This is a genomic window from Methylobacterium sp. OAE515 (genome assembly GCF_041806315.1).
GTDB classification, from domain to species: Bacteria; Pseudomonadota; Alphaproteobacteria; order Rhizobiales; family Beijerinckiaceae; genus Methylobacterium; species Methylobacterium tardum.
In genome coordinates this window covers 5,818,315-5,837,993 of record NZ_JBGMUV010000001.1, presented here as the reverse complement: position 1 = coordinate 5,837,993, position 19,679 = coordinate 5,818,315, and the positions used below count along the sequence as shown (strand labels likewise).

The 19,679-nt window shown below is 68.0% G+C and carries 18 protein-coding genes; 13 read left to right on the top strand and 5 right to left on the bottom strand.

What is annotated here, in order from left to right:
- Nucleotides 1-8: 8 nt before the first annotated feature.
- On the bottom strand, nt 9-641 hold the full coding sequence (locus ABIE45_RS28515; RefSeq protein WP_192710895.1) for a GntR family transcriptional regulator: 633 nt from the start codon (nt 639-641) through the stop codon (nt 9-11).
- A 124-nt stretch (nt 642-765) separates the two neighbouring features.
- Between ABIE45_RS28515 and ABIE45_RS28510 the strand changes: the two genes are divergently transcribed.
- Nucleotides 766-1,542: an alpha/beta fold hydrolase gene (locus ABIE45_RS28510; RefSeq protein ID WP_192710896.1), complete on the top strand. Its 777-nt coding sequence runs from the start codon at nt 766-768 to the stop codon at nt 1,540-1,542.
- Between the two features lie 262 nt (nt 1,543-1,804).
- Here the strand turns inward: ABIE45_RS28510 and ABIE45_RS28505 are convergent, their stop codons facing one another.
- Nucleotides 1,805-4,027 carry a molybdopterin cofactor-binding domain-containing protein gene (locus ABIE45_RS28505; RefSeq protein WP_192710897.1) on the bottom strand — a complete coding sequence of 741 codons (2,223 nt, stop codon included), beginning with the start codon at nt 4,025-4,027 and terminating at the stop codon, nt 1,805-1,807.
- 14 nt (nt 4,028-4,041) lie between these two features.
- Complete coding sequence (locus ABIE45_RS28500) at nt 4,042-4,512, bottom strand: (2Fe-2S)-binding protein (protein ID WP_192710898.1); 471 nt, start codon at nt 4,510-4,512, stop codon at nt 4,042-4,044.
- A 135-nt stretch (nt 4,513-4,647) separates the two neighbouring features.
- On the opposite strand from ABIE45_RS28500, the gene ABIE45_RS28495 reads away from it, so the two are divergent.
- Complete coding sequence (locus tag ABIE45_RS28495) at nt 4,648-5,244, top strand: hypothetical protein (RefSeq protein ID WP_192710899.1); 597 nt, start codon at nt 4,648-4,650, stop codon at nt 5,242-5,244.
- A gap of 540 nt (nt 5,245-5,784) precedes the next feature.
- On the opposite strand, the gene ABIE45_RS28490 is transcribed toward ABIE45_RS28495, so the two are convergent.
- Both ABIE45_RS28490 and ABIE45_RS28485 read right to left on the bottom strand, forming a co-directional pair.
- The gene (locus ABIE45_RS28490; protein ID WP_192710900.1) at nt 5,785-6,729 is read right to left on the bottom strand and encodes an exopolyphosphatase; all 945 of its coding nucleotides are present in this window, start codon (nt 6,727-6,729) and stop codon (nt 5,785-5,787) included.
- 666 nt (nt 6,730-7,395) lie between these two features.
- Complete coding sequence (locus ABIE45_RS28485; RefSeq protein WP_192710901.1) at nt 7,396-8,802, bottom strand: PLP-dependent aminotransferase family protein; 1,407 nt, start codon at nt 8,800-8,802, stop codon at nt 7,396-7,398.
- A 213-nt stretch (nt 8,803-9,015) separates the two neighbouring features.
- Between ABIE45_RS28485 and ABIE45_RS28480 the strand changes: the two genes are divergently transcribed.
- The 11 genes from ABIE45_RS28480 (at nt 9,016) to hpxZ (ending at nt 19,374) form a co-directional block, all read left to right on the top strand.
- A complete protein-coding gene (locus tag ABIE45_RS28480; protein ID WP_192710966.1) occupies nt 9,016-9,435 on the top strand; it encodes a RidA family protein in 420 nt (139 codons plus the stop codon).
- A gap of 3 nt (nt 9,436-9,438) precedes the next feature.
- Nucleotides 9,439-10,269: a transporter substrate-binding domain-containing protein gene (locus tag ABIE45_RS28475; protein WP_192710902.1), complete on the top strand. Its 831-nt coding sequence runs from the start codon at nt 9,439-9,441 to the stop codon at nt 10,267-10,269.
- Nucleotides 10,270-10,314: 45 nt separating this feature from the next.
- Nucleotides 10,315-10,968, top strand: a complete 654-nt coding sequence (locus ABIE45_RS28470) for an amino acid ABC transporter permease (RefSeq protein WP_192710903.1) — start codon at nt 10,315-10,317, stop codon at nt 10,966-10,968.
- On the top strand, nt 10,965-11,621 hold the full coding sequence (locus ABIE45_RS28465; RefSeq protein WP_192710904.1) for an amino acid ABC transporter permease: 657 nt from the start codon (nt 10,965-10,967) through the stop codon (nt 11,619-11,621). Before ABIE45_RS28470 ends, ABIE45_RS28465 begins: the two co-directional genes overlap by 4 nt.
- Nucleotides 11,614-12,381 (top strand): amino acid ABC transporter ATP-binding protein, encoded by a 768-nt coding sequence (locus ABIE45_RS28460; RefSeq protein ID WP_192710905.1) that lies wholly within the window; start codon nt 11,614-11,616, stop codon nt 12,379-12,381. The genes ABIE45_RS28465 and ABIE45_RS28460 overlap by 8 nt, the downstream gene beginning before the upstream one ends.
- A 395-nt stretch (nt 12,382-12,776) precedes the next feature.
- Nucleotides 12,777-14,378 (top strand): ABC transporter substrate-binding protein, encoded by a 1,602-nt coding sequence (locus ABIE45_RS28455; RefSeq protein ID WP_192710906.1) that lies wholly within the window; start codon nt 12,777-12,779, stop codon nt 14,376-14,378.
- A 4-nt stretch (nt 14,379-14,382) separates the two neighbouring features.
- A complete protein-coding gene (locus tag ABIE45_RS28450) occupies nt 14,383-15,354 on the top strand; it encodes an ABC transporter permease (RefSeq protein WP_192710907.1) in 972 nt (323 codons plus the stop codon).
- A 2-nt stretch (nt 15,355-15,356) separates the two neighbouring features.
- Nucleotides 15,357-16,184: an ABC transporter permease gene (locus ABIE45_RS28445; protein ID WP_192710908.1), complete on the top strand. Its 828-nt coding sequence runs from the start codon at nt 15,357-15,359 to the stop codon at nt 16,182-16,184.
- A complete protein-coding gene (locus ABIE45_RS28440) occupies nt 16,181-17,797 on the top strand; it encodes an ABC transporter ATP-binding protein (protein WP_192710909.1) in 1,617 nt (538 codons plus the stop codon). Before ABIE45_RS28445 ends, ABIE45_RS28440 begins: the two co-directional genes overlap by 4 nt.
- Entirely contained in the window at nt 17,794-18,975 is a 1,182-nt protein-coding gene (locus ABIE45_RS28435) for an amidase (protein WP_192710910.1), read from the top strand. The genes ABIE45_RS28440 and ABIE45_RS28435 overlap by 4 nt, the downstream gene beginning before the upstream one ends.
- On the top strand, nt 18,976-19,374 hold the full coding sequence (gene hpxZ, locus ABIE45_RS28430; RefSeq protein ID WP_192710911.1) for an oxalurate catabolism protein HpxZ: 399 nt from the start codon (nt 18,976-18,978) through the stop codon (nt 19,372-19,374).
- The last annotated feature ends 305 nt before the right edge of the window (nt 19,375-19,679 follow it).

The following is a 19,679-nucleotide window of genomic DNA, read 5'->3' as shown; positions in this document are numbered from 1 at the left end:
GGCGCTGCTCAGAGGACGATCGCGCTGCGCTCCAGTGCGGTCAGGATGCGTCGCTCGGCCTGGCCGACATGCTCGCGCACGAGGCGCCGCGCGCCGCGGCCGTCGCGGCGCTGGAGCGCGTCGATGATACCGGCATGCTCGGCCACCAGCTGCGCCGGATCGCGCCCGCGAATACCGTCGAGGCTCACGCGCACCAGCCGGTCCGCCTGCTCGACGAGGTCGCGCACCGTCGCGGCCATGCGGCGGTTCCCCGACGCCTCGGCCAGCGCGATGTGGAAGGCGCGGTTCTCCGCGATGAAATCGGCGCCCTCGGCCACGGCGCGGAACGCGTCGAGCGCGCTGAGGACGGCATCGGGCGCGTTGGCCGCGGCCTCCGCCGCGCAGGCCGGCTCGAGCGCGAGGCGCATGCGCAGCAGATCCCGCGCGTCGGCAACCGAAATGGCGTTGATCTGATATCCCTGACGCGCGTGAACGGTCACGAGCCGCTCGCGCTCCAGGCGCAGCAGCGCCTCGCGGACAGGCTGGCGGCTGACGGCGTAGCGCTTGGCCAGTTCCTGCTCGCGGACCTCCGCACCGGGACGGAGGATGCAGGCCAGGATGTCGGCGCGGATTGCCGCATAGATGTTGTCACGGAGCAGCACGACGGCCTCATTCGATCGACACATGCTGCCATTCGTGAAATATCACGTCAACTGTATTGCGACTGCGCGCGTCGGATGCGACAGCGGGCTGAAGGCGCCGGCAGGGGCGGTGAGGAGGTCTTGGATGCAGGCGTTGTTCGCGGACGAAAACGTTGCGGTTCGGGAGTTCGGCGCGGGGCCGCCCCTGGTCCTGCTGCACTCGCTGCTCGCCGACGCCACCAGCTTCGACCCGGTGGTCCCGGCGCTCAGCCGTGACTTCCGGGTCCTCGTCGTGGACCTGCCGGGCTTCGGCGGTTCCGCGCCTGTTCCGGGCGGTCTCGAGGCGGTCGCCGACCGGGTCGGCGAAGCCGTGCGCGCGGCGACAGGCGGCAGGCCGGCGGCCGGGCTCGGCAACGGCTACGGCGGCTTCGTGCTGCTGCTCTGCGCCCTGCGCCACCCGGAATTGTTCGACCGCCTCATCTTCGCGGATTGCGGCGCCTGCTTCTCCGAGCCGGGCCGCGAGGCCTTTCGCGGCATGGCGCGCGTGGCGGGCGAGAAGGGGCTTCCGGCCCTGGCCGAGACGGCGATGCGCCGGCTGTTCTCACCTGCGTTCCAGGCCGCCCATCCGGCCTTGATGGCCGAGCGGCGGGCCGCCTTCCTGCAAACCGACATCGGCGTGTTTCAGAATGCCTGCGCGGCCCTCGCGGGCCTTGATCTGCGCCCCCGGCTGGCGGAGCTGCGCGCGTCGGCCCTGGTGCTCGTCGGCGAGCACGATGAAGCGACGCCGCCGGCTATGGCGCGTGAGCTCGCGGCCGGGCTGGCGGATGCCCGGTTCGTGATGCTGCCGGACTGCGCGCACGTCCCGCAGCTTCAAGCCCCGGAGATGTTCGCCCGAGAGACCTTGGATTTCCTCCAGCGGTGACCTGACCAGCGCGCAGTGGACTGAGCCGGCCGAGGGGCAATCCGACGGACGTGAGCGCCGAGCAGCGAATGCTCGAGCGCTGCCGCGGTGCGGTCAGCGGATTCCGGAGCGAACCCTGGCACGGGCGCGCCCATGCCGACCGCCTCGATCAAGCCGCATCGATCCCGACGGCCGACGCACGCCCGATGTCCGCGGTGCCCTGCGGACCGACGATCCCGTCCCGCGCCGCGCCACCGGAGCGACGATCCTGCCAGTTCGCGACTCAGGCCCCCTGCAGGGCTGCCTTCACCTTGGCCGCGGTGAACGGCACGGACCGCACGCGCACGCCGGTCGCGTCGAAGATCGCGTTCGAGACCGCCGCCGGCACGATGGCGGCGGAGGGCTCGCCGGCTCCCCACGGCTTTTCGCTCGGCCGATCTATCAGGTCGATCACGACCTCCGGCACGTCCGGGAAGGTGAGGATCGGGTAGCTCGACCAGTCGAGGCTCGTCACGGCGCCGCGATCGAAGGTGACCTCCTCCAGCAGCACCCGGCTGACGGTCTGGATGACGTTGCCGTCGAGCTGGTTGCGCACGCCGTCCGGGTTGATGATCTGGCCGCAATCCTGGACCACGAAGAAGCGCGGCACCCGCACCTGCCCGGTGTTGCGATTGACTTCGACCTCGGCCACACCGGCCACGTAGGTGCGGTTGAGCTCGTACTTCACGTAGGAGATCCCGCGGCCGCGCAGGACGTCGCCCGCGACGTCCTTCACCGGCGAGGGGCGCGCCTGCCACTTGGCAAGATCGCCAACCCGCTTCAGCACCTCGATACCGCGCGGATCCTTCAGCGCGCGCAAGCGGTAATCCAGAGGGTCGGCGCCGGCTGCCGCCGCGCACTCGTCGAGGAAGGCCTCGTTGGCGTAGGTGTTCTGCATCCGCCCGGGGGTGCGGATCCAGGAGGGCCGGAACGGCGTCGAGGCCAGACGATGACAGACCGTATGTACGTTCGGGAAGGCGTAGGGCAGGGCCGAGTTACCGATGATGTTGCCGGGCGCCATCGTGGTTTCGTGCGGCAGGTCGGCCAGTGAGGCTGCCACCAGCGGCACGTTGCCGGCCGCCCCTTCCGGAATATGGAACTGGGAGGACCAAGCGGTGACGTTGCCCTGAGGATCAAGGCCGGCCTTCAGGTCGATCAGGGTCGGCGGTCCTTTCGGATCCCAGCCATGCTCGTCCGCGCGCGACCACTGGACCCGCACCGGCCGTCCGGTTGCGCGGGCGAGGAGGGCCGCATCGCCGGCCGCGTCCTCGTGACCGTTGCGGCCATAGCAGCCTGAACCCTCCACGTAGATGCACCGGACCACCTCCGGCGCGAGGCCGGTCATGGCCGCGAGTTGCTTGCGCAGGGCGTGCGTCATCTGCGAGGCCGTCCAGCAGGTCAGGAACCCGTCCTTCAGCTCCGCGATGGCGCAGGACGGACCGATCGACCCGTGGGTGTGGATGGCGAAGTCATAGGTGGCTTCGAGCCTCCGGGCCGCCTGGCCGAGTGCCGCCTCGGCATCGCCCGTGCTGCTCGTGACGTCATCCTTCGTCACCTTCGTGGCGCGCACGTGCTGCCAGAGCTTGTCCTGCTCGGGCAGGCCCTCCCATTTCGACCACGTCGCCTTCAGCTGCTTGGCGGCCTTCACGGCCGCCCACTCCTTCTCGGTGACGACGGCCAGGAAGTTACCCTGGCGCACGACCTTGATCAGTCCCGGGATGTCCGCGACCGAGGCCTCGTCCACCCCATGCAGATCCGCCCCGATGGTCGGGGGACGGACCACCCGGGCATGCACCATGCCGGGCACGCGGTAATCCTGCATGTAGGTGAAGCGGCCGGTCATCTTCTCGGGGATGTCGACTCGCGCCACCGACTTGCCGACGAGGGCGAACTGCGCCGGGTCTTTCGTCTTGACCGCCGGATCGACCTTGAGGTCGAGGCGCCCATCCTTCACGAGGTCGGCGTAGGAGAGGCCCTGGCCGCCAGCTTTCGGGCGGACGGTGCCGTTCTCACTCATCAGCGCGTCGGCCGGTACGCCAAGGCGCTCGCTGGCCATCTGCACGAGGCGCGCGCGGGCCGTCGCCGCCGCCTGCCGGATCTCGACGCCGCCCTTCTGGATCGAGAGGCTTCCGTAGGTCGGCCCCTGATCCGGCGTCAGTGCCGTATCGCCCTGGACGATGGTCACGCGGTCGAGCGGCAGGTCGAGCTCCTCGGCCGCGATCTGCGTCAGGGCGGTCTCGACGCCGGTGCCGAGATCGACCTTGCCGGAGAAGATCGTTACGCGACCGTCGGCGCCGAGCGTCAGAAAACTGTCGACGCGGTCCGGGGCGACGGGCTTCGCGAAGCCATTGGTGGCGACCGGCGCGAAGGTCTGGGCGCTGGCGCCGCGGCCGGACAGCGAGAAGCCGACCACGAGAGCGCCGCCCTGGAGGAGCAGGCTGCGGCGGGAGAGGGCGGGTGCGGTCATGGCAACAACCTCTGTCAGAGCGTGCCGGCCGCGCGCTGGACGGCGCGCACGATCCGCTGATGGGTGCCGCACCGGCAGAGATTCTGGGCGAGCGCTTGCCGGATCGCGGTTTCGTCGGGCTTCGGCGTTTCGCTGAGCAGGGCGGCCGACTGCATGATCATGCCGTTGATGCAGTAGCCGCATTGCGCCGCCTGCTCGGCGATGAAGGCCGCCTGCACCGGGTGCGGCTTGTCCAGGCTGCCGAGCCCTTCGAGCGTCACGATCTTGGCCCCCGCCTTCAGGCTCGAGACCGGAGTGATGCAGGAGCGCACCGCCTGCCCATCGACATGCACCGTGCAGGCGCCGCACTGGCCCAGCCCGCAGCCGAAGCGCGGCCCGTGGAGGCCCAGATCGTCGCGCAGGACGTAGAGGAGCGGCGTATCGGGGTCGACCACGCTCACGGGCGCCACGCGCCCGTTCACGTCTAGCGACATCGGCTGCGCCATCGAGCATCTCCCTGGAACCATTCTGGGGTGCTCGGCCTATACCTGGCGTAGATCCGGAGCAACGCGGCGGCGTGACAGCGAAACCCATTCGCTGCACGGGGCCGTGCTGGCCCCCCGGCGCCGTCAGGGAAGTGCATGCCTTCGCAGAACCGCAGCCGATGCATCCTCGCTGTCGTCCTCGCGCTGTCCGCGGGCTCTGCAGGTGCCGCCGAGCGCCTCGCGCAGGACTGGCCCGAGGCATCCCGCAGGGCCGCTGAGGCCGTGGCTGACAAGTACGGCGCACCGCAGGAGCAGACGGCGACGCTGCTGATCTGGCACCGCAACGGTCCGTGGATCCGGACGGTGGTGCACAAGGTCGGAGCCGAGCACGATTTCCCTGCCAAGCACAGCGACGTGCTGGAGCAGAGCCTGCCCTACAAGGTCCCGCTCAACCTCTTCAGCGCCGTCGCGACCTTCAACGGCAGCGTCATCCCGGACCGGACGCGGGGCACGCTGACCGCCTACGGCGCCAGCGAGGCCGAGAACGTCCTGAGCCTGAACCTAGCCCGGGCGGTGGTGCGCGGCGAGCTCACGGCGGAGCAGGCACGGGATAAGGAAGTCGCGGCCGCGCAGCAATTGGCAAACGGGCAGGTGCCGGACCTCGCGGCCAAGCTCACCCTCGATCAGCAGCAGGAGGGCGACGTTTCCGACCCGGACACCGCGATGATCCTGCCGCCCAGCCGAACGCGATAACCCGGAATACGCGGCCGTCTATTCTGGCTACGCGTTGATCCACGGGCGCCCGCCGGCCGGGATTGTGGATCCTCACGCGGCGCGCTGTTCGACGCTCGATCCCGTTCGCACAATACGCCCGTGAAGGCCGCCGCGCCCTGTTCCAATCAGCGCGCGGCGGCCGCCGCATCCTGCCGTCGAGGCATCGGGGCGCTTGGGATCTCCCGGCGAAACGCCGCGATCCAGTCGAGAAGCGGCCGGTCGGCGCCGGGCCGGCTTGTTCGTGGCCGCCGCTCGGGACTGGGCGTCAAACGCCCAGAACGACCTTTCCGAGATGCTCGTTCTTCCTCAAGCGGGCGAGCGCGACCGGCGCCTCACCCAGCCCGTAGCGGCTGACCATCGGCAGACAGAAGCTTCCGGCTAAGATCGCCGGCCACAGGTCGGCCCGGACGCGCGGTGATCGCGCGCTGAACTTCGATTGATCGAGTCCGGTTGGTCGAGCCGATTTAGCTGATGCGCTTCGTGGCGTGCGGGTCAAACTCGCTGCGGTTCCAGGTCGTCTCAGGCCGCAGCCTTGCGAGAGTCACCTGACAGCGCGGCGATGAGCTCGGCCTTGACAGCTTCGGCGCGCGCGTTGGCGATCTGGCACGTCCCGGCAGCTCGGTGCCCGCCGCCACCATAGTCAAGGCATAGCGCACCGACATCGACCAGTGAGCCGCGATCGAGGATCGATTTTCCGATGGCGAAGACGGTGTTCTGCTTCTTCAAGCCCCACATCACGTGGGCCGAGACGTCGCTATTGGGAAAGAGAGCGTACACGGTGAAGCGGTTGCCCGCGTAGATGACCTCCTCGTCGCGCAGGTCGATCACCGCCAGCTTGCCGTGGACAGAGGTGCAGCGGCGGAGCTGGTCTACGAAGGACTCGCGATGCGCGTTGTAGAGGTCGACGCGCTCCCTGACGTCCGGGAGCGCCAGGATCTCTGCGATGCTGTGGTCGCGGCAATGCTCGATGAGCTGCATCATGAGGTCGTAGTTCGAGATCCGGAAATCGCGAAAGCGTCCGAGCCCGGTGCGCGAATCCATGAGGAAGTTCAGCAGCACCCAACCCTGCGGGTCGAGGATCTCCGCGCGGGTGAACTGCGCCGAGTCGGCCTTGTCCACGGCGGCCATCAGTTCGGCGCTGATCCGCGGGAAGGCTGCGGCGCCGAAATGCCGATGTACGACGCGAGCCGCGGACGGCGCCGTCGGATCGATCACATGGTTCGAGAAGGTCCGCCCGGCATGACGCGTCATCTCGCTCGCGTGATGGTCAAAAGCGAGGTGACAGCCCTCGACGTATGGCAGGTTGGTGATGATGTCGCGACCCCCAATCGGTACGATGCCGTCCTGCATGTCCTTGGGGTGGACGAACTTGATCTCGTCGATCAGGTCGAGTTCGCGCAGCAGCATGCCGCAGACGAGCCCATCGAAATCACTACGCGTCACGAGGCGGAATTTCTGCGACATGGTGGGTCACTCATTCAACTGATGCAGGAGCGTCCCACAGCGTACTGAAGGTACCGTTACGCCTTCTCGGCCTGAAATGGTCTTGGTTTAGAAGGGCTTCCTGTTTTCGGTCGATTGCCGCCGGGCCAGTCAGCGGCTGGACGAGAAGAGGATTCCGTGTGTCTGCTTCGGTGGCTCAGGCGCGGAAAGCCGCCATTCTGCTATCCGCCAGACTACGTTATGCCGGATCACAAGTGCGCGGGAGCAGACGTTCGGCTTAACGCCGTTTATGTTGAAAAACCCGGGACCCGGTTAATGCAGTACCGCTCAGGGCGTCAGCTAGAGAAAATTCTACTCGTAAAACGCTCTGAATCCGCTGCGGGAATGGGGTCGCACCGTTTACGAGAGACCAACCATCTCCCGTACGCTACCTTGGACTGCGCTTGAGGCGCTGCCTTCGCGTTTTTCAACAAAATCCGTCGGTACCAATTGTTCGAAGCCGATGGACAACGTCCCCGGAGCGGCGTCGAGTCAGACAGAGCACGGGTCAGGGCGGGCCAGAGCACCACTTCGGTGGCATGCTCGTCGGCGGATATCCAAGGAACCCGAAGGGGCACGCGCTCGCTGCGGCGGAATGTCAACGCCTGGCGACCCGTCGTCATAGGGTCAAAGCGATGGAACCACGCCTCACACCGCGGCCCTGAATCGAAGGGTGGGCGGTGCACCTGCCTCAAGCAGGCCTGCCAATGTCTCCAGTGCCTCTCGAAGCGTTTCTCGATCAGGCGCCGCGTTGACGCAGACGCGCACGGTATCGCTTTGGTGCAAAGACGACACCTCGAACAGGCTGATCGGCGTAACCCCAACGCCAGCCTCCTCCGCGGCCTGCGAATAGGCTTCCGCTGACCAGCCGTTCCCCAACTTCAGGCAGAAATAATACGCGTTTGCTTGGGTGAGGACGGCTTGCCGAGGCAGAAGGCCAGCAACGAGAGTCTGCCGCGCTTGCGTTTCCGCGCGCATCGCGGCGATCACTTGATCGATCCGCTGCGACTCCAAAAGGCGCGTCGCCCATTCCGCGTTGAACGGCGATGCCATCAGCGTGGTCGCACGCAGCGCGATCCCGAAAGCAGAAACCAGATGCCGCGGCACACGCAGGAAGCCGACACGCAATCCCGGGCCTGCAAGCTTCGACAAGCTTGAGATATGCACGACCCGGTCAGGCGCTAATGCAGCCAGTGGTCTCAGCACTGGGTCGGGCAAGAAGCCATAGACATCATCCTCGACGATCAGGACATCGTGGCGAACACAGACTTCGATCACCTCCCGACGCCGCTCGTCCGACATCGTTGCGGTGGTCGGATTGTGCAGCGTCGGCGTGCAAACGAGGACTTTCGCTCCGGTTCGGCGGCAGACCACGTCGAGGTATTCAGGCACGATGCCTTCGCGATCCATGCGGACCCCGACCAGCGAGCGACCCAGCATGCCGGCCGCTGATTTCAGGCCGTAGAAGCTCAGCTCTTCTGCCAAGACGACATCGCCCGGATGCGTCAGCGCCATCAGGGAGAGCAGCAGGCCGTGCTGGCCGCCGCAGGTGACAAGCACCTCGTCGGCCTCGGCCTCGATCCCGAAGCGATCCAGCCATCGCGCGGCGATGGCCCGATGCCTGTGAAGACCGACGTCGACCTGGCTCGCGAGCAGAGCCGCGAACTCGACAGCGCCGTCGAGTTCGCGGCGGATCAGTGCCAGCGCAGGGTGATGCATCGCATGCGCCGGGAAGTTGTGCGACAGGTCGACGAAGGTCTGACGCGGGACCGGCGCCCGAAGGGATGGCGGTCCGTCCGGATCCTGCGCGTGGTTGAGGAAGGTGCCGCGGCCGATCTCGCCTCTGACAAGGCCCAGCCGCTGCATCTCGGCATAGGCCCGGCTGACCGTCCCGATGTTGAGCGACAGCCACGCGGCCAAGTCGCGCTGCGGCGGCAGCCGATCGCCCGGTCGCAGGGCGCCGGTCCGCAGCGCGATCTCGACCGCGCCGACGATGGCCAAATAGCGGGCGCCGGCCGTCCGCTCGACGGCATGGGTCCATTCGGGTCGACTCATCCTTGCACCGATTGTCCCACACATTGTCTCGGTCCGACCGGAGCTGCGACCGAAATTCGGGCGCGATGCCGCCGATATCCGCGAGCCAGCTCCGACAATGTCGCCTAGCTTGATCATGACAATACGGCCCTGAACCTGGGTCTGGGACATTACGCGGGTCAAGCCTGCGGAACGGAGATCGCGGTGCCGAAGACACAATCAGCCCCGTCGGCCATGCTGTTCCACATGGTCTCCGGTGGGCCGCAGCCGGTTGCTCCCTTCAGCCACGCGGTCGAGGCCGACGGCTTCGTCTTCGTCACAGGGCAGATGCCGGACACGCCCGGCAATCCGGGCATCCTGCCGGACGGCATCGAGGCGCAGACCCGCAACGTGATGGCCAACCTCGAAACGGTGCTGGCCGGGCTCGGCCTGGGGCTGGAGCACGTGGTCGTCGCGCGGGCCTTCCTGACGGAGTTCAAGCGCGACTACGCGGCGTTCAACGCCACGTACCAGTCCTTCTTCCCGCACGACCGCCTGCCCGCGCGGACATGCGTGGGCACGACAGGGCTCGCCTACGACGCCTTGGTCGAGATCGACCTGATCGCCCGTCGCGGCGATGCGCCATCCCTTTCGTCGAGCGCGCAGAAGGACTGAGCCATGGCTTTCGTTCGGGACAGGATCCTCGGCATCGCCGTCGCGGCGACGCTGAACTTGAGCTTCGGCGCGTCACCGTCCTTTGCGGCGAGCCTCGACGAGATCAAAACCAACGGGTCCATGGTCGCCGCGACCGAGGACAGCTACAAGCCGTTCGAATACGTCGAGAACGGCAAGCCGATGGGCCTCGACCACGACCTCCTCGCGCTGCTGCGCAAGGAGGCGCCGTTCAAAATCGACCAGCAGATCATACCCTGGACGGGGCTTCTGGCCGGCGTCGCAACCGGGAAGTACGACGTGGCCCTGACGGCGGCCGTCATCACCCCCGATCGCGTCCAGAGCCTCGCCTTCACGATGCCGATCGCCGAGGCGACGCAATACTACGTGGTCCGCGCCGACGAGACCCGGATCAAGGGCGTCCCCGACTTGGCCGGCAAGACGGTCGGCGTGCAGTCCGGCGGCGCGTCCTACGCGGCCCTGGCCGATCTCGAACCGACGCTGGCGAAGACTGGCGGCAAGCTCGGCAAGGTGGTGCAGTACACCTCGCTGCCGGAGGCGTATCAGGACCTTGCCAATGGCCGGCTCGACTACGTGATTAATGGCGTCGTCAACCTCGTCAGCCTGACGAAGGACCAGCCGAAGCGCTTCAGGATGGGCGAGGCTGTCGGCGCGCCAACCTATGCGGCCTGGGCCGTCGCCAAGGGGAACGACAGCCTCCTGGCCTACCTCGACCAGTTCATGGCGAAGGTGCGGGCGAGCGGAGAACTCTATGCCCTGCAGGAGAAGTGGCTCGGCCGCACCTTCAAGGACATGCCGTCGGCGCCGACCAAGTAGCCTGGGAGCGCGGGGCGACGGACCCGGACGCGGAGAGTGACGGCCATGACCTGGCCAGCGATACGCACCATCCTCGACGGCGCGGTGGTCACCGCCGCGCTGGCAGCAGTCAGTATTCTGCTGAGCCTACCTCTGGGCCTCCTCCTCGCGCTCCTGCGCGAAGGTCGTATCCCCGCGGTCCCGGGTCTTCTCGCCGCTGTCGTCAGCCTCGTCCGGGCGACACCGTTCGTGACGCTCGTCCTGTTCGTCTACTTCGTCCTGCCGGCGGCCGGATTGGAGCTTGAACCGGTTCCGGCCGCCATCGTCGCGCTCACGCTGAATACGGCGGCGTTCAGCAGCGAGATCTGGCGCTCGGCACTCCTAACGTTTCCCCGGGATCAACTCGAGGCGGCCGCCGCCTTCGGCATGTCGGGGCGAACCACCTTCATCCGCATCGTCTTCCCGCAGATCTGGCGGGCAAATCTCGGGCCCCTGGTCAGCGAGGTCACGATCCTCCTGAAGTGCACCCCGGCCGTGGCCGTCATCGGGGTGGTCGAGATCACCCGCGCGGCCGGCCGGATCGGCGCAGAGACCTACGAGCCGCTTCCTCCCTTCCTCGTGGCGACGTTCATCTACACCGCGCTGATCGCGACGCTCGTGCGAGGCCAGCGCGTCGTCGAGCGCAGGATCGCCCGGCGCTTCGGTTTGGTGCGCCCGTGAACGGACTTCTGGTCATCTGGGAGAGTCGGGACGTCTTCCTCTGGGGTGCGGCCAACACCCTGTCGCTCGTGCTGGGGTGCCTCCTGCTCAGCCTACCGTTCGGCATCCTCGGCGCCGTCGTACTCACAGAGGCGCCGGCTTCGCTGCGCCGCCCGTTCGCTGAGGCCGTCGATCTCCTGCGGTGCGTGCCGTTCCTGCTGCTCGCCTACGTCGTCTACTACGGCCTGCCCGAGCTCGGCCTCAGACTCGATCCTTGGTGGGCCGGACTGCTGTCGCTGACCGTCTACACGACGGCCTACCTCGCGGAGATCTTCCGAGCGGCGTTCCTCGCGGTCGCCCCGGACAACATCGAGGCGGCGCATGCCTTCGGCCTGTCCCGCAGCCTGATCTACAGGCGCATCATCCTGCCTCAGGTCGCCATCACCGCTGCCCCGGTGATCGGGAATCAGGTGATCACGACCATCCGGGACAGCGCGCTCCTCATGATCATCACGGTACAGGAACTGACCTTCGCGGCGAACTTCGTCAGTGCGAACCACTTCACGCCGTTCGCACCGTTCGCCGCCGCGGTCGGCCTCTACCTGCTCATGTCGCTCGTAGTCGAGGCGAGCGTGCGCCGCATGGAGCGGGTGAGGAAGGTACGCTATGGCTGAGACCGACGCCGCGATCTCGGTGCGGGGTTTGTGCAAGGCTTTCGATGGGTTCGAGGTCCTGCGTGACATCGACCTCGACCTCGCGCCCGGCACGACGACCTGCATCCTGGGGCCGAGCGGCTCGGGCAAGTCGACCTTTCTGCGCTGTCTCAACTGGCTTGAGCAGCCGAGCGCGGGCTCCATCCGCATCGATGGCAAGCCCATCGGCCGGAGCGGGGATGGCAGGGCCGCGAAGCCGATGGCACGGCGCGAACTGGCCGCCACGCGAACCAGCATCGCCATGGTGTTCCAGCACTTCGCACTCTGGCCGCATCTGACCGTGCTCGGCAACGTGACCGAGGCGCCAGTCCAGGTCCTCGGCCGTCCCAAGCGAGAGGCTGAGGAGGAGGGCCGCGCGATCCTGGCGCGCGTCGGCCTCACCGAGAAGGCCGACGTCTACCCGCACACGCTGTCCGGCGGCCAAAAGCAGCGCGTCGCGATCAGTCGCGCACTCGCCATGAGGCCGAAGGTCATCCTCTTCGATGAGCCGACCAGCGCCCTCGATCCCGAGATGGTCGGAGAGGTGCTGGGCGTCATCCGCGAGCTTGCGCGGGAGGGGCTGACCATGGTGATCGTGACCCATGAGATGAGCTTCGCGCGTGACGTCGCCGACACAATCGTCTTCATGGACGGGGGCCGCATCCGAGAAGTTGCGGCGCCGACGGATTTCTTCACTGATCCTCAGTCCGACCGGGCTCGACGGTTCATCTTTCGACATTGATCGACGCCATGGGCTCTCGCGGACCGGCGTCTTCTTGAGCAAGCGCCAGCGCACTGATGTTAGTGTTTGCTGAAATGGGGTGGTCACATCCGCAAAAGGCAAGCCCAGGGTCACGTCTTCCCGTTGACCGTCTTCAAAAGAAAACCGTGCCGGCGCGAATGAGCAGGCAAGTTGCTGAAAGTACTGCGCAGAACAGGTGATTCTTCTCTCGCGCGCAGACCCGACAAAGGTGCGCGCGCGAGGCCTCAAGGGCATCCGAGTGCAATTACGTTCCTGGATGAGATGCCTCAACCAATAGCTGTGAAGATGCGGTCAGCTGCCTCGCTTGAGTGGCATGTGCCTTGCTGTGCGGTGGGAAGCTTTAGGAGTTTCTTGGCTTGTCCCGCAGATCCCATGTGACCGACCTCTCCCGCCGCACGGTTCTGGCGCTTCCCCTCGGTCTCGCTGCAGCCGCAACGGGCGCCCAGGCTGCCGAGGCGAAGCGCGGGGGTACGATGGTCATGATCGTCCATCCGGAGCCCTCGACCCTGGCGCATTACGCGGTGTCGGCGGGCAATATCCCGCCGATCGCCACGCAGGTCTACGAGGGGCTGTGCACCTACGACTGGGACCAGAACCCGCAGCCGAACCTCGCGAAGTCGTGGGAGGTCGCGCCCGACGGCAAGACCATCACGTTCAAGCTTCAGGACGGCGTGACCTTCCACAACGGCAAGCCGTTCACCAGCGCCGACGTGCAGTACTCCTTCATGGAGATCCTTAAGAAGTACAATCCGATCGCGCCGGTCATGCTCGCGGAACTGGCCGCCGTCGACACGCCGGATCCGATGACCGCAATCCTGCGGCTGGCCAATCCGGCGCCCTACATCATGAAGGCGCTCTCCGGGCGCGACCTGCCGATCCTGTGCCGCTCGGTCTTCGAGGGTACGGACGTCCTCCAGAACCCCAGTGCCAACAAGCCGATCGGGACCGGTCCGTTCAAGTTCGTGAGCTGGGAGCGGGGCCAGTCTGTGCGCCTGGACCGCAACGAAAACTACTGGAAGCCGGGCCTGCCGTATCTCAACCGGATCGTTGCCCGGTTCATCCCGGATGCGGCCACGCGCTCGGCGGCGATGGAGGCGGGCGAGGCACATTTCGCCGGCTACAGCGCGGTGAACTACGCCGACCTCGAACGGATGAAGACCAACCCGATCCTCGATCTCACGACCAAGGGCTACGAGATGACGCCTGCCCAGAGCGTCCTCGAGCTGAACGGCCGTCACCCGCATCTCCAGAAGAAGGAGGTGCGCCAGGCAATCGCCTACGCCATCGACCGCAAGGTCATCCTCAAGGACGTGATGTTCGGCTACGGCCTGCCCGCCACCGGTCCGCTCAGCCGCAAGTTCAAGACCGCCGGCCTCTACACCGACGACGTGCGCCAGTACGACGTGCCGGACCGGCTGGACATCGCCAACCGGCTGCTCGACGAGGCCGGCGCCCCGCGCGGCGCGGACGGGACCCGCTTCGCCCTGCACCTGGAGGTGAATTCCTTCGGCGAGCAGTGGCTGCGGCAGGCCGAGTACCTGAAGCAGGCGCTCGCCGTCGTGGGCATCGCCGTGACGCTGCGCTCGGAGGACACCGCGACCTGGCTGCGGCGCGTCTACACCAACTACGATTACGACCTGAACGAGCCGTTCCTGAGCCAGGGCGTCGACCCGGTCTACGGGTTGAACAAGCAGTTCCTCACCAGCCAGATCCGCAAGGGCGTGACCTTCGTCAACGACACCTTCTACAGCAATCCCGAGGTCGACCGCATGCTCGGCGAGGGGGCGCGCGAGCCGGACGCGGAGAAGCGCGCCGCGCTCTACAAGAAGGTCCAGCAGGTCCTGGCGGAGGACAGCCCGATGATCTGGCTCATCGACGTGCAGTACGTCAGCGTCTTCAACCGACGCCTCAAGGACCACACGACCGGCCCCCTCGGAACCCAGCAAGCCTTCGAACGGGCCTGGATGGACAAGTAATCCCGTGCGGCTCGCGCGTTTCCTCGGTTACCGGCTGCTGCTGGCGATCCCGGTGGTGCTTGGCATCGTCGTGCTCAACTTCTTCCTGATCCACCTCGCCCCCGGCGACGCGGCCTCCGTGCTGGCGGGCGAGAGCGGCGCGGCGAGCCCCGAATACATGGAGCAGCTGCGGCACAAGTTCGGCCTCGACCAGCCGCTCGCCACGCAGTTCGGCGTCTACCTGCTGAACATGCTCCACCTCGATCTCGGCTACTCGTTCCGCAACGACAGCCCGGTGGGAAGCCTGATCGTCGACCGGCTCTGGCCGACCGGGCTGCTGATGCTGACCGCCTTCGCGGCCGCGTTGCTGATCGGCACGCTGCTGGGCCTCGTGGCGGCGACCGGGCGCAATTCCTGGCGCGACGCGGTCATCTCCCTGGTCAGCCTCATTGCCTACGCGACCCCGGGCTTCTGGCTCGGGCTGATGATGATCGTGGTCTTCGCGATCCGCCTCGGCTGGCTGCCCACCAGCGGCTACGACACGGTCGGCGCCGACAACGAGGGCTGGGACGAGGTCTGGGACGTCGGCCGCCACCTCGTCATGCCGGCGGTGGCGCTCGCGCTGTTCTACCTTGCGGTCTACGCCCGGGTGATGCGCGCCTCCGTGCTGGAGCAGGTCGGCATGGACTACGTCACCACCGCGCGCGCCAAGGGCCAGACCGAGGCGCGGGTGATGACCGGGCACGTCCTGCGCAACGCGCTGCTGCCGGTGGTCACCATGGCGGGCGTGCAGGCCGGCAACCTGATCGGCGGCTCGATCGTGGTCGAGACGGTGTTCGGCTGGCCGGGGGTCGGCACGCTGGCCTTCAACGCGCTCCAGTCGCGCGACCTCAACCTGCTCCTCGGCATCTTCTTCGTCTCGGCCTGCCTCGTGGTCGTGATCAACCTCGCCGTCGACCTCGTCTACGTCTGCCTCGATCCGCGGTTGGAGCTCTAGCGATGCGCACGGGCTTGGCGCGGTTCGCGCGCAACCGCCTCGCCCTCGCGGGGGCGGCGGTTCTCCTCGGGCTGGTCGTCCTCGTGGCGCTCACGCCGCTCCTCTATCCCGGCGATCCGTTCGCGCTTGTCGGCCCGGCCCTCCAGCCGCCGGGCGGCCCGTTTCTGCTCGGGACCGACACGCTGGGCCGGGACGTGGCCGCCGAGATCGCGTACGGCGCCCGCACCTCCCTGATCATCGGCCTCAGCGCGACCGGGGCTGCGATCCTGCTCGGGACCCTGGTCGGCGGCCTGGCCGGCTACTACCGGGGCGGCGTCGAGGTCGCGCTGATGCGGCTCACGGAGTTCTTCCAGACCATCCCCGCCTTCGTGCTGGCGATCCTGATCGTGGCGATCCTGTCGCCGTCGCTCTTCAGCGAAGTCGTGGCGATCGTGGCCGTCTCCTGGCCGGGCATCGCCCGCCTCGTCCGGGGCGAGTTCGTGGCGCTCGGCGGCCGCGAGTTCGTGCTGGCCTGCGACGGCCTGGGGGCGGGCGACGCCCGCATCGTCTTCCGACACATGCTGCCGAACTGCACCGCGGCGATCATCGCGGTCGGCACGCTGCTGATCGGCACCGCGGTCCTGATCGAGGCGGGGCTCGCCTTCCTGGGCTTGAGCGATCCCAACGTGATGAGCTGGGGCCTGATCATCAGTTCGGGCCGCGCGGTCCTCCGGTCGGCCTGGTGGATCTGCACGTTCCCCGGGCTGGCGATCCTGCTGACCGTCCTCGCCATCAACCTCGTCGGTGATGGCCTGAACGAGGTCCTGAACCCGAGGCTCCGAGAGCGATGAGCGACGCCGTCCTCGAGATCGAGAACCTGACAATCACGCTCCCGCCCGGCGCGGACCGTCCGAACGCCGTCACCGACCTGAATCTCGTCCTGCGCCCCGGCGCGGTCACCTGCCTGATCGGCGAGAGCGGATCGGGCAAGTCGATGGTGGCCCGCGCGATCCTCGGCCTGCTCCCGGGACCGCGCGTGCGCGTGGCCGGAGGGCGCATCCAGTTCGAGGGCGCGGATCTCGCCGCGATCACCCCGCGTCAGATGCGCAAAGTCCGGGGTGCCCGCATCGCGATGATCTTCCAGGAGCCGATGACGGCCCTGAACCCGCTCCACACGATCGGGCGGCAGATCGACGAGGTCCTGCGCATCCACACGACGCTCGGGCGCGCGGACCGCCGGGCGCGCATCCTCGCGCTGCTGGCGAGCGTCCACCTCCCGGACCCGGCCCGGCTGCTGCGCTCCTACCCGCACCAGCTCTCGGGCGGCCAGCGCCAGCGGGCGATGATCGCCATGGCGCTGGCGCTGAACCCGCGGCTGCTCATCGCCGACGAGCCGACCACGGCGCTCGACGTCACCACGCAGGCGCAGATCCTCTCCCTGATCCGCGACCTGCAGCGCGAGCACGGCACGAGCGTCCTGTTCATCACGCACGATTTCGGCGTGGTGGCCGACATCGCCGACACGGTCGCGGTGCTGCAGAAGGGTGTCCTGGTCGAGCAGGGGCCGGCGGCCTCGGTCCTCGGGGCGCCGAAGCATCCCTACACGCGCGCGCTCATCGCCGCCGTGCCGAAGCTCGTCCCGCCGCCGCGGCGCACGCCCAGCACCGCCCCCCTGGTGGTGGAGGCCAAGCGGGTCGAGAAGACCTACGGCGCCCGCGGCCTGTTCGGGGGCCGCGTCACCCGGGCCCTCGACGGCGTGGACATCCTGCTGCGGCGGGGCGAGACCCTGGGTCTCGTCGGCGAGAGCGGCTCGGGCAAGAGCACGCTGGCGCGGGCGATCACCCGCCTGATGCCGGTCGACGGCGGCGAGATCCTGCTGGCCGGGCACAGCGTCGCCGACCTGAGCCGCCGCCAGATGCGCCCGCATCGCCGGCGCGTGCAGATGGTGTTCCAGGACCCCTACGGCTCCCTCGATCCGCGCCAGCGCGTGGTCGACATCGTCGCCGAGGGGCCGATCATCCACGGCACCGAACCCGGCATCGCGCGGGTCCAGGCGTGCGAGATGCTGGCGCTGGTCGGCCTCGACCCTGCGGCGGCGCAGCGCTTCCCACATGAGTTCAGCGGCGGCCAGCGCCAGCGAATCGGCATCGCCCGGGCGCTCGCCATGAAGCCCGAGATCCTGGTGGCCGACGAGCCGGTCTCGGCCCTGGACGTCTCCGTGCAGGCGCAGGTCCTGGCGCTGCTCGCCGACATCAAGGCGCGGCTGCACCTCAGCATGCTGTTCGTGACCCACGATCTCCGGGTCGCGCTGCAGGTCTGCGACCGGATCGCCGTGATGCGGTCCGGTCAGGTGGTCGAGGTCGCGCCGACCTCCGAGATCTTCTTCGCGCCGAAGCATCCCTACACCAAGGCGCTGTTCGCCGCCGTGCCCGGCGCCCAATGGCAGGAACCGATCCCCGCATGACAGCCGCACAGCCCCTCTCGACGGACCCGTTCCTGCCCGGGCCGCGCGTGCGCGTCGCCGGATCCGCGATGGGGCCGCTCGCCGGCCTCGCCTTCGCCGTCAAGGACCTGATCGACGTCGCGGATAGCCCCACGGGGGGCGGCAACCCGGACTGGCCGCGCGTCTACCCGACGCCGACCCGCCATGCCCAGGTAGTGCAGACGCTGCTCGATGTGGGCGCCTCAATCGTCGGCAAGACCGTGACCGATGAGGTCTCGCTGGGGATCCTCGGCGAGAACGCCCATGACGGCACGCCGCTCAATCCCGCGGCGCCCGATCGAGTGCCCGGCGGCTCGTCGAGCGGCTCGGCCTCCGCGGTGGCCGCGGGCGCCTGCGACTTCGCCCTGGGAACGGATACGGGCGGCTCCGTTCGGGTGCCAGCGAGCTTCTGCGGGCTCTACGGCATCCGGCCGACGCACGGCCGCATCGACTTCGCCGGGATCTGCGTCCAGGCGCCGAGCTCGGATACCTGCGGCTGGTTCGCCCGGGACGCGGTAACCTTCGCGCGGGTGGGCGAGGTGCTGTTCGGCCAAGCCGTGCCGGATCACCTGCCGCGCACGCTCCTCGTAGCAGCGGACGCGCTCGGCTTCGCCGACGCGGCGGTCCAGGAGGCGCTGGCCCCGCAGATCGACCGCTTGGCCGCCCTGGTTGGCAACCGGCGCGACGTGACCCTGGCGCCGCAGGGCCTGTCCGTGTGGCAGCGGGCGCAGCGCGTCCTGCAGAGCAGCGAGGCGTGGCAGACCTTCGAGCCCTGGCTCGATGCCTGCAATCCACGCCTGGCCTTCTCGGTCGCACGCTCGCTGATTCAGGGCTCGATGATGACCGATGCCGAGCGCAGCGCCGCGAGCCTGATGCGGATCGAGGCCCGGGCTCGCCTCGCCCGGCTTCTGCCCCCCGGCACGATCCTGTGCCTTCCGACCACGCCGTTCCCGGCGCCGTTGCGCGGGCTGCCGCTCGACGCGCTGCACCCCCTGCGGGAGCGCATCGCCTGCCTGACGAGCCACGGCGGCCTCACCGGCGTCCCGCAGGTCAATCTACCGGGCGCACGGGTCGACGGCGCTCCGGTCGGCCTGTCGATCCTCGGTGCGCGTGGGACCGACCTTGACCTGATCCGTACCGCGGTCGCCCTGGAGGCCTGAATGGACGTGACTGTGAACCGCCCCGAGGTCGTGGCCGAGATTACCGCCCTGTTCGAGCGCTACGAGCGGGCGCTCGTCGAGAAGGATGTCGCCGTGCTCGACGAGACCTTCTGGGATAGTCCGCACACGATCCGCTTCGCCCTCCATGAGAACTGTTACGGCTTTGCCGAGGTCCACGCCGCACGCGTCGCAAACGATCCGCCGCCGGGCGGGACCAAGGAGGCGCGGATCCGGCTGGAGGTCCTGACGCTCGGGAGCGACTTCGCTACGGTCAATCTGGAATTCAAGCCGCGCGGCAAGCCCGGCATCGGGCGTCAGAGCCAGACCTGGATGCGCTTGCCCGACCTTGGCTGGAAGGTGGTGTCCGCCCACGTGTCGATCATGCCGATCGTGGCCTGAATCCCGGAGCGCCGGATTATCGCTGCATCACTCCGGCGCTGAGCGCCCGCATGAGGTCCATTACTGAGCGTCGGCCAAGGTTCTCATCCGCGCTGAATTTTCCGAGCCCTCAACGAAGCGCGGCTATCGGGAAGCATCGATAGCTGTCCTGACGGTTGGCATGGGTCGGTAGGAGGCCATCCGATCTTTCGGCGCGTCTGCTCTGGAGCAACCATTCCGCTTACGGCCAGACTACGTCACGCCGAATCGCCAGCGCGCAGAATCGGCCATTCGGCTTTGCGCCCATTGCCGCCGCCCAGTCGTAC

Coding starts and splice junctions, on each gene's coding strand:
- ABIE45_RS28510 (WP_192710896.1), top strand. CDS start 766: ATGCAGGCGTTGTTCGCGGACGAAAACGTTGCGGTTCGGGAGTTCGGC.
- ABIE45_RS28505 (WP_192710897.1), bottom strand. CDS start 4,027: ATGACCGCACCCGCCCTCTCCCGCCGCAGCCTGCTCCTCCAGGGCGGC.
- ABIE45_RS28500 (WP_192710898.1), bottom strand. CDS start 4,512: ATGGCGCAGCCGATGTCGCTAGACGTGAACGGGCGCGTGGCGCCCGTG.
- ABIE45_RS28495 (WP_192710899.1), top strand. CDS start 4,648: ATGCCTTCGCAGAACCGCAGCCGATGCATCCTCGCTGTCGTCCTCGCG.
- ABIE45_RS28490 (WP_192710900.1), bottom strand. CDS start 6,729: ATGTCGCAGAAATTCCGCCTCGTGACGCGTAGTGATTTCGATGGGCTC.
- ABIE45_RS28485 (WP_192710901.1), bottom strand. CDS start 8,802: ATGAGTCGACCCGAATGGACCCATGCCGTCGAGCGGACGGCCGGCGCC.
- ABIE45_RS28480 (WP_192710966.1), top strand. CDS start 9,016: ATGCTGTTCCACATGGTCTCCGGTGGGCCGCAGCCGGTTGCTCCCTTC.
- ABIE45_RS28475 (WP_192710902.1), top strand. CDS start 9,439: ATGGCTTTCGTTCGGGACAGGATCCTCGGCATCGCCGTCGCGGCGACG.
- ABIE45_RS28470 (WP_192710903.1), top strand. CDS start 10,315: ATGACCTGGCCAGCGATACGCACCATCCTCGACGGCGCGGTGGTCACC.
- ABIE45_RS28460 (WP_192710905.1), top strand. CDS start 11,614: ATGGCTGAGACCGACGCCGCGATCTCGGTGCGGGGTTTGTGCAAGGCT.
- ABIE45_RS28445 (WP_192710908.1), top strand. CDS start 15,357: ATGCGCACGGGCTTGGCGCGGTTCGCGCGCAACCGCCTCGCCCTCGCG.
- ABIE45_RS28440 (WP_192710909.1), top strand. CDS start 16,181: ATGAGCGACGCCGTCCTCGAGATCGAGAACCTGACAATCACGCTCCCG.
- ABIE45_RS28435 (WP_192710910.1), top strand. CDS start 17,794: ATGACAGCCGCACAGCCCCTCTCGACGGACCCGTTCCTGCCCGGGCCG.
- hpxZ (WP_192710911.1), top strand. CDS start 18,976: ATGGACGTGACTGTGAACCGCCCCGAGGTCGTGGCCGAGATTACCGCC.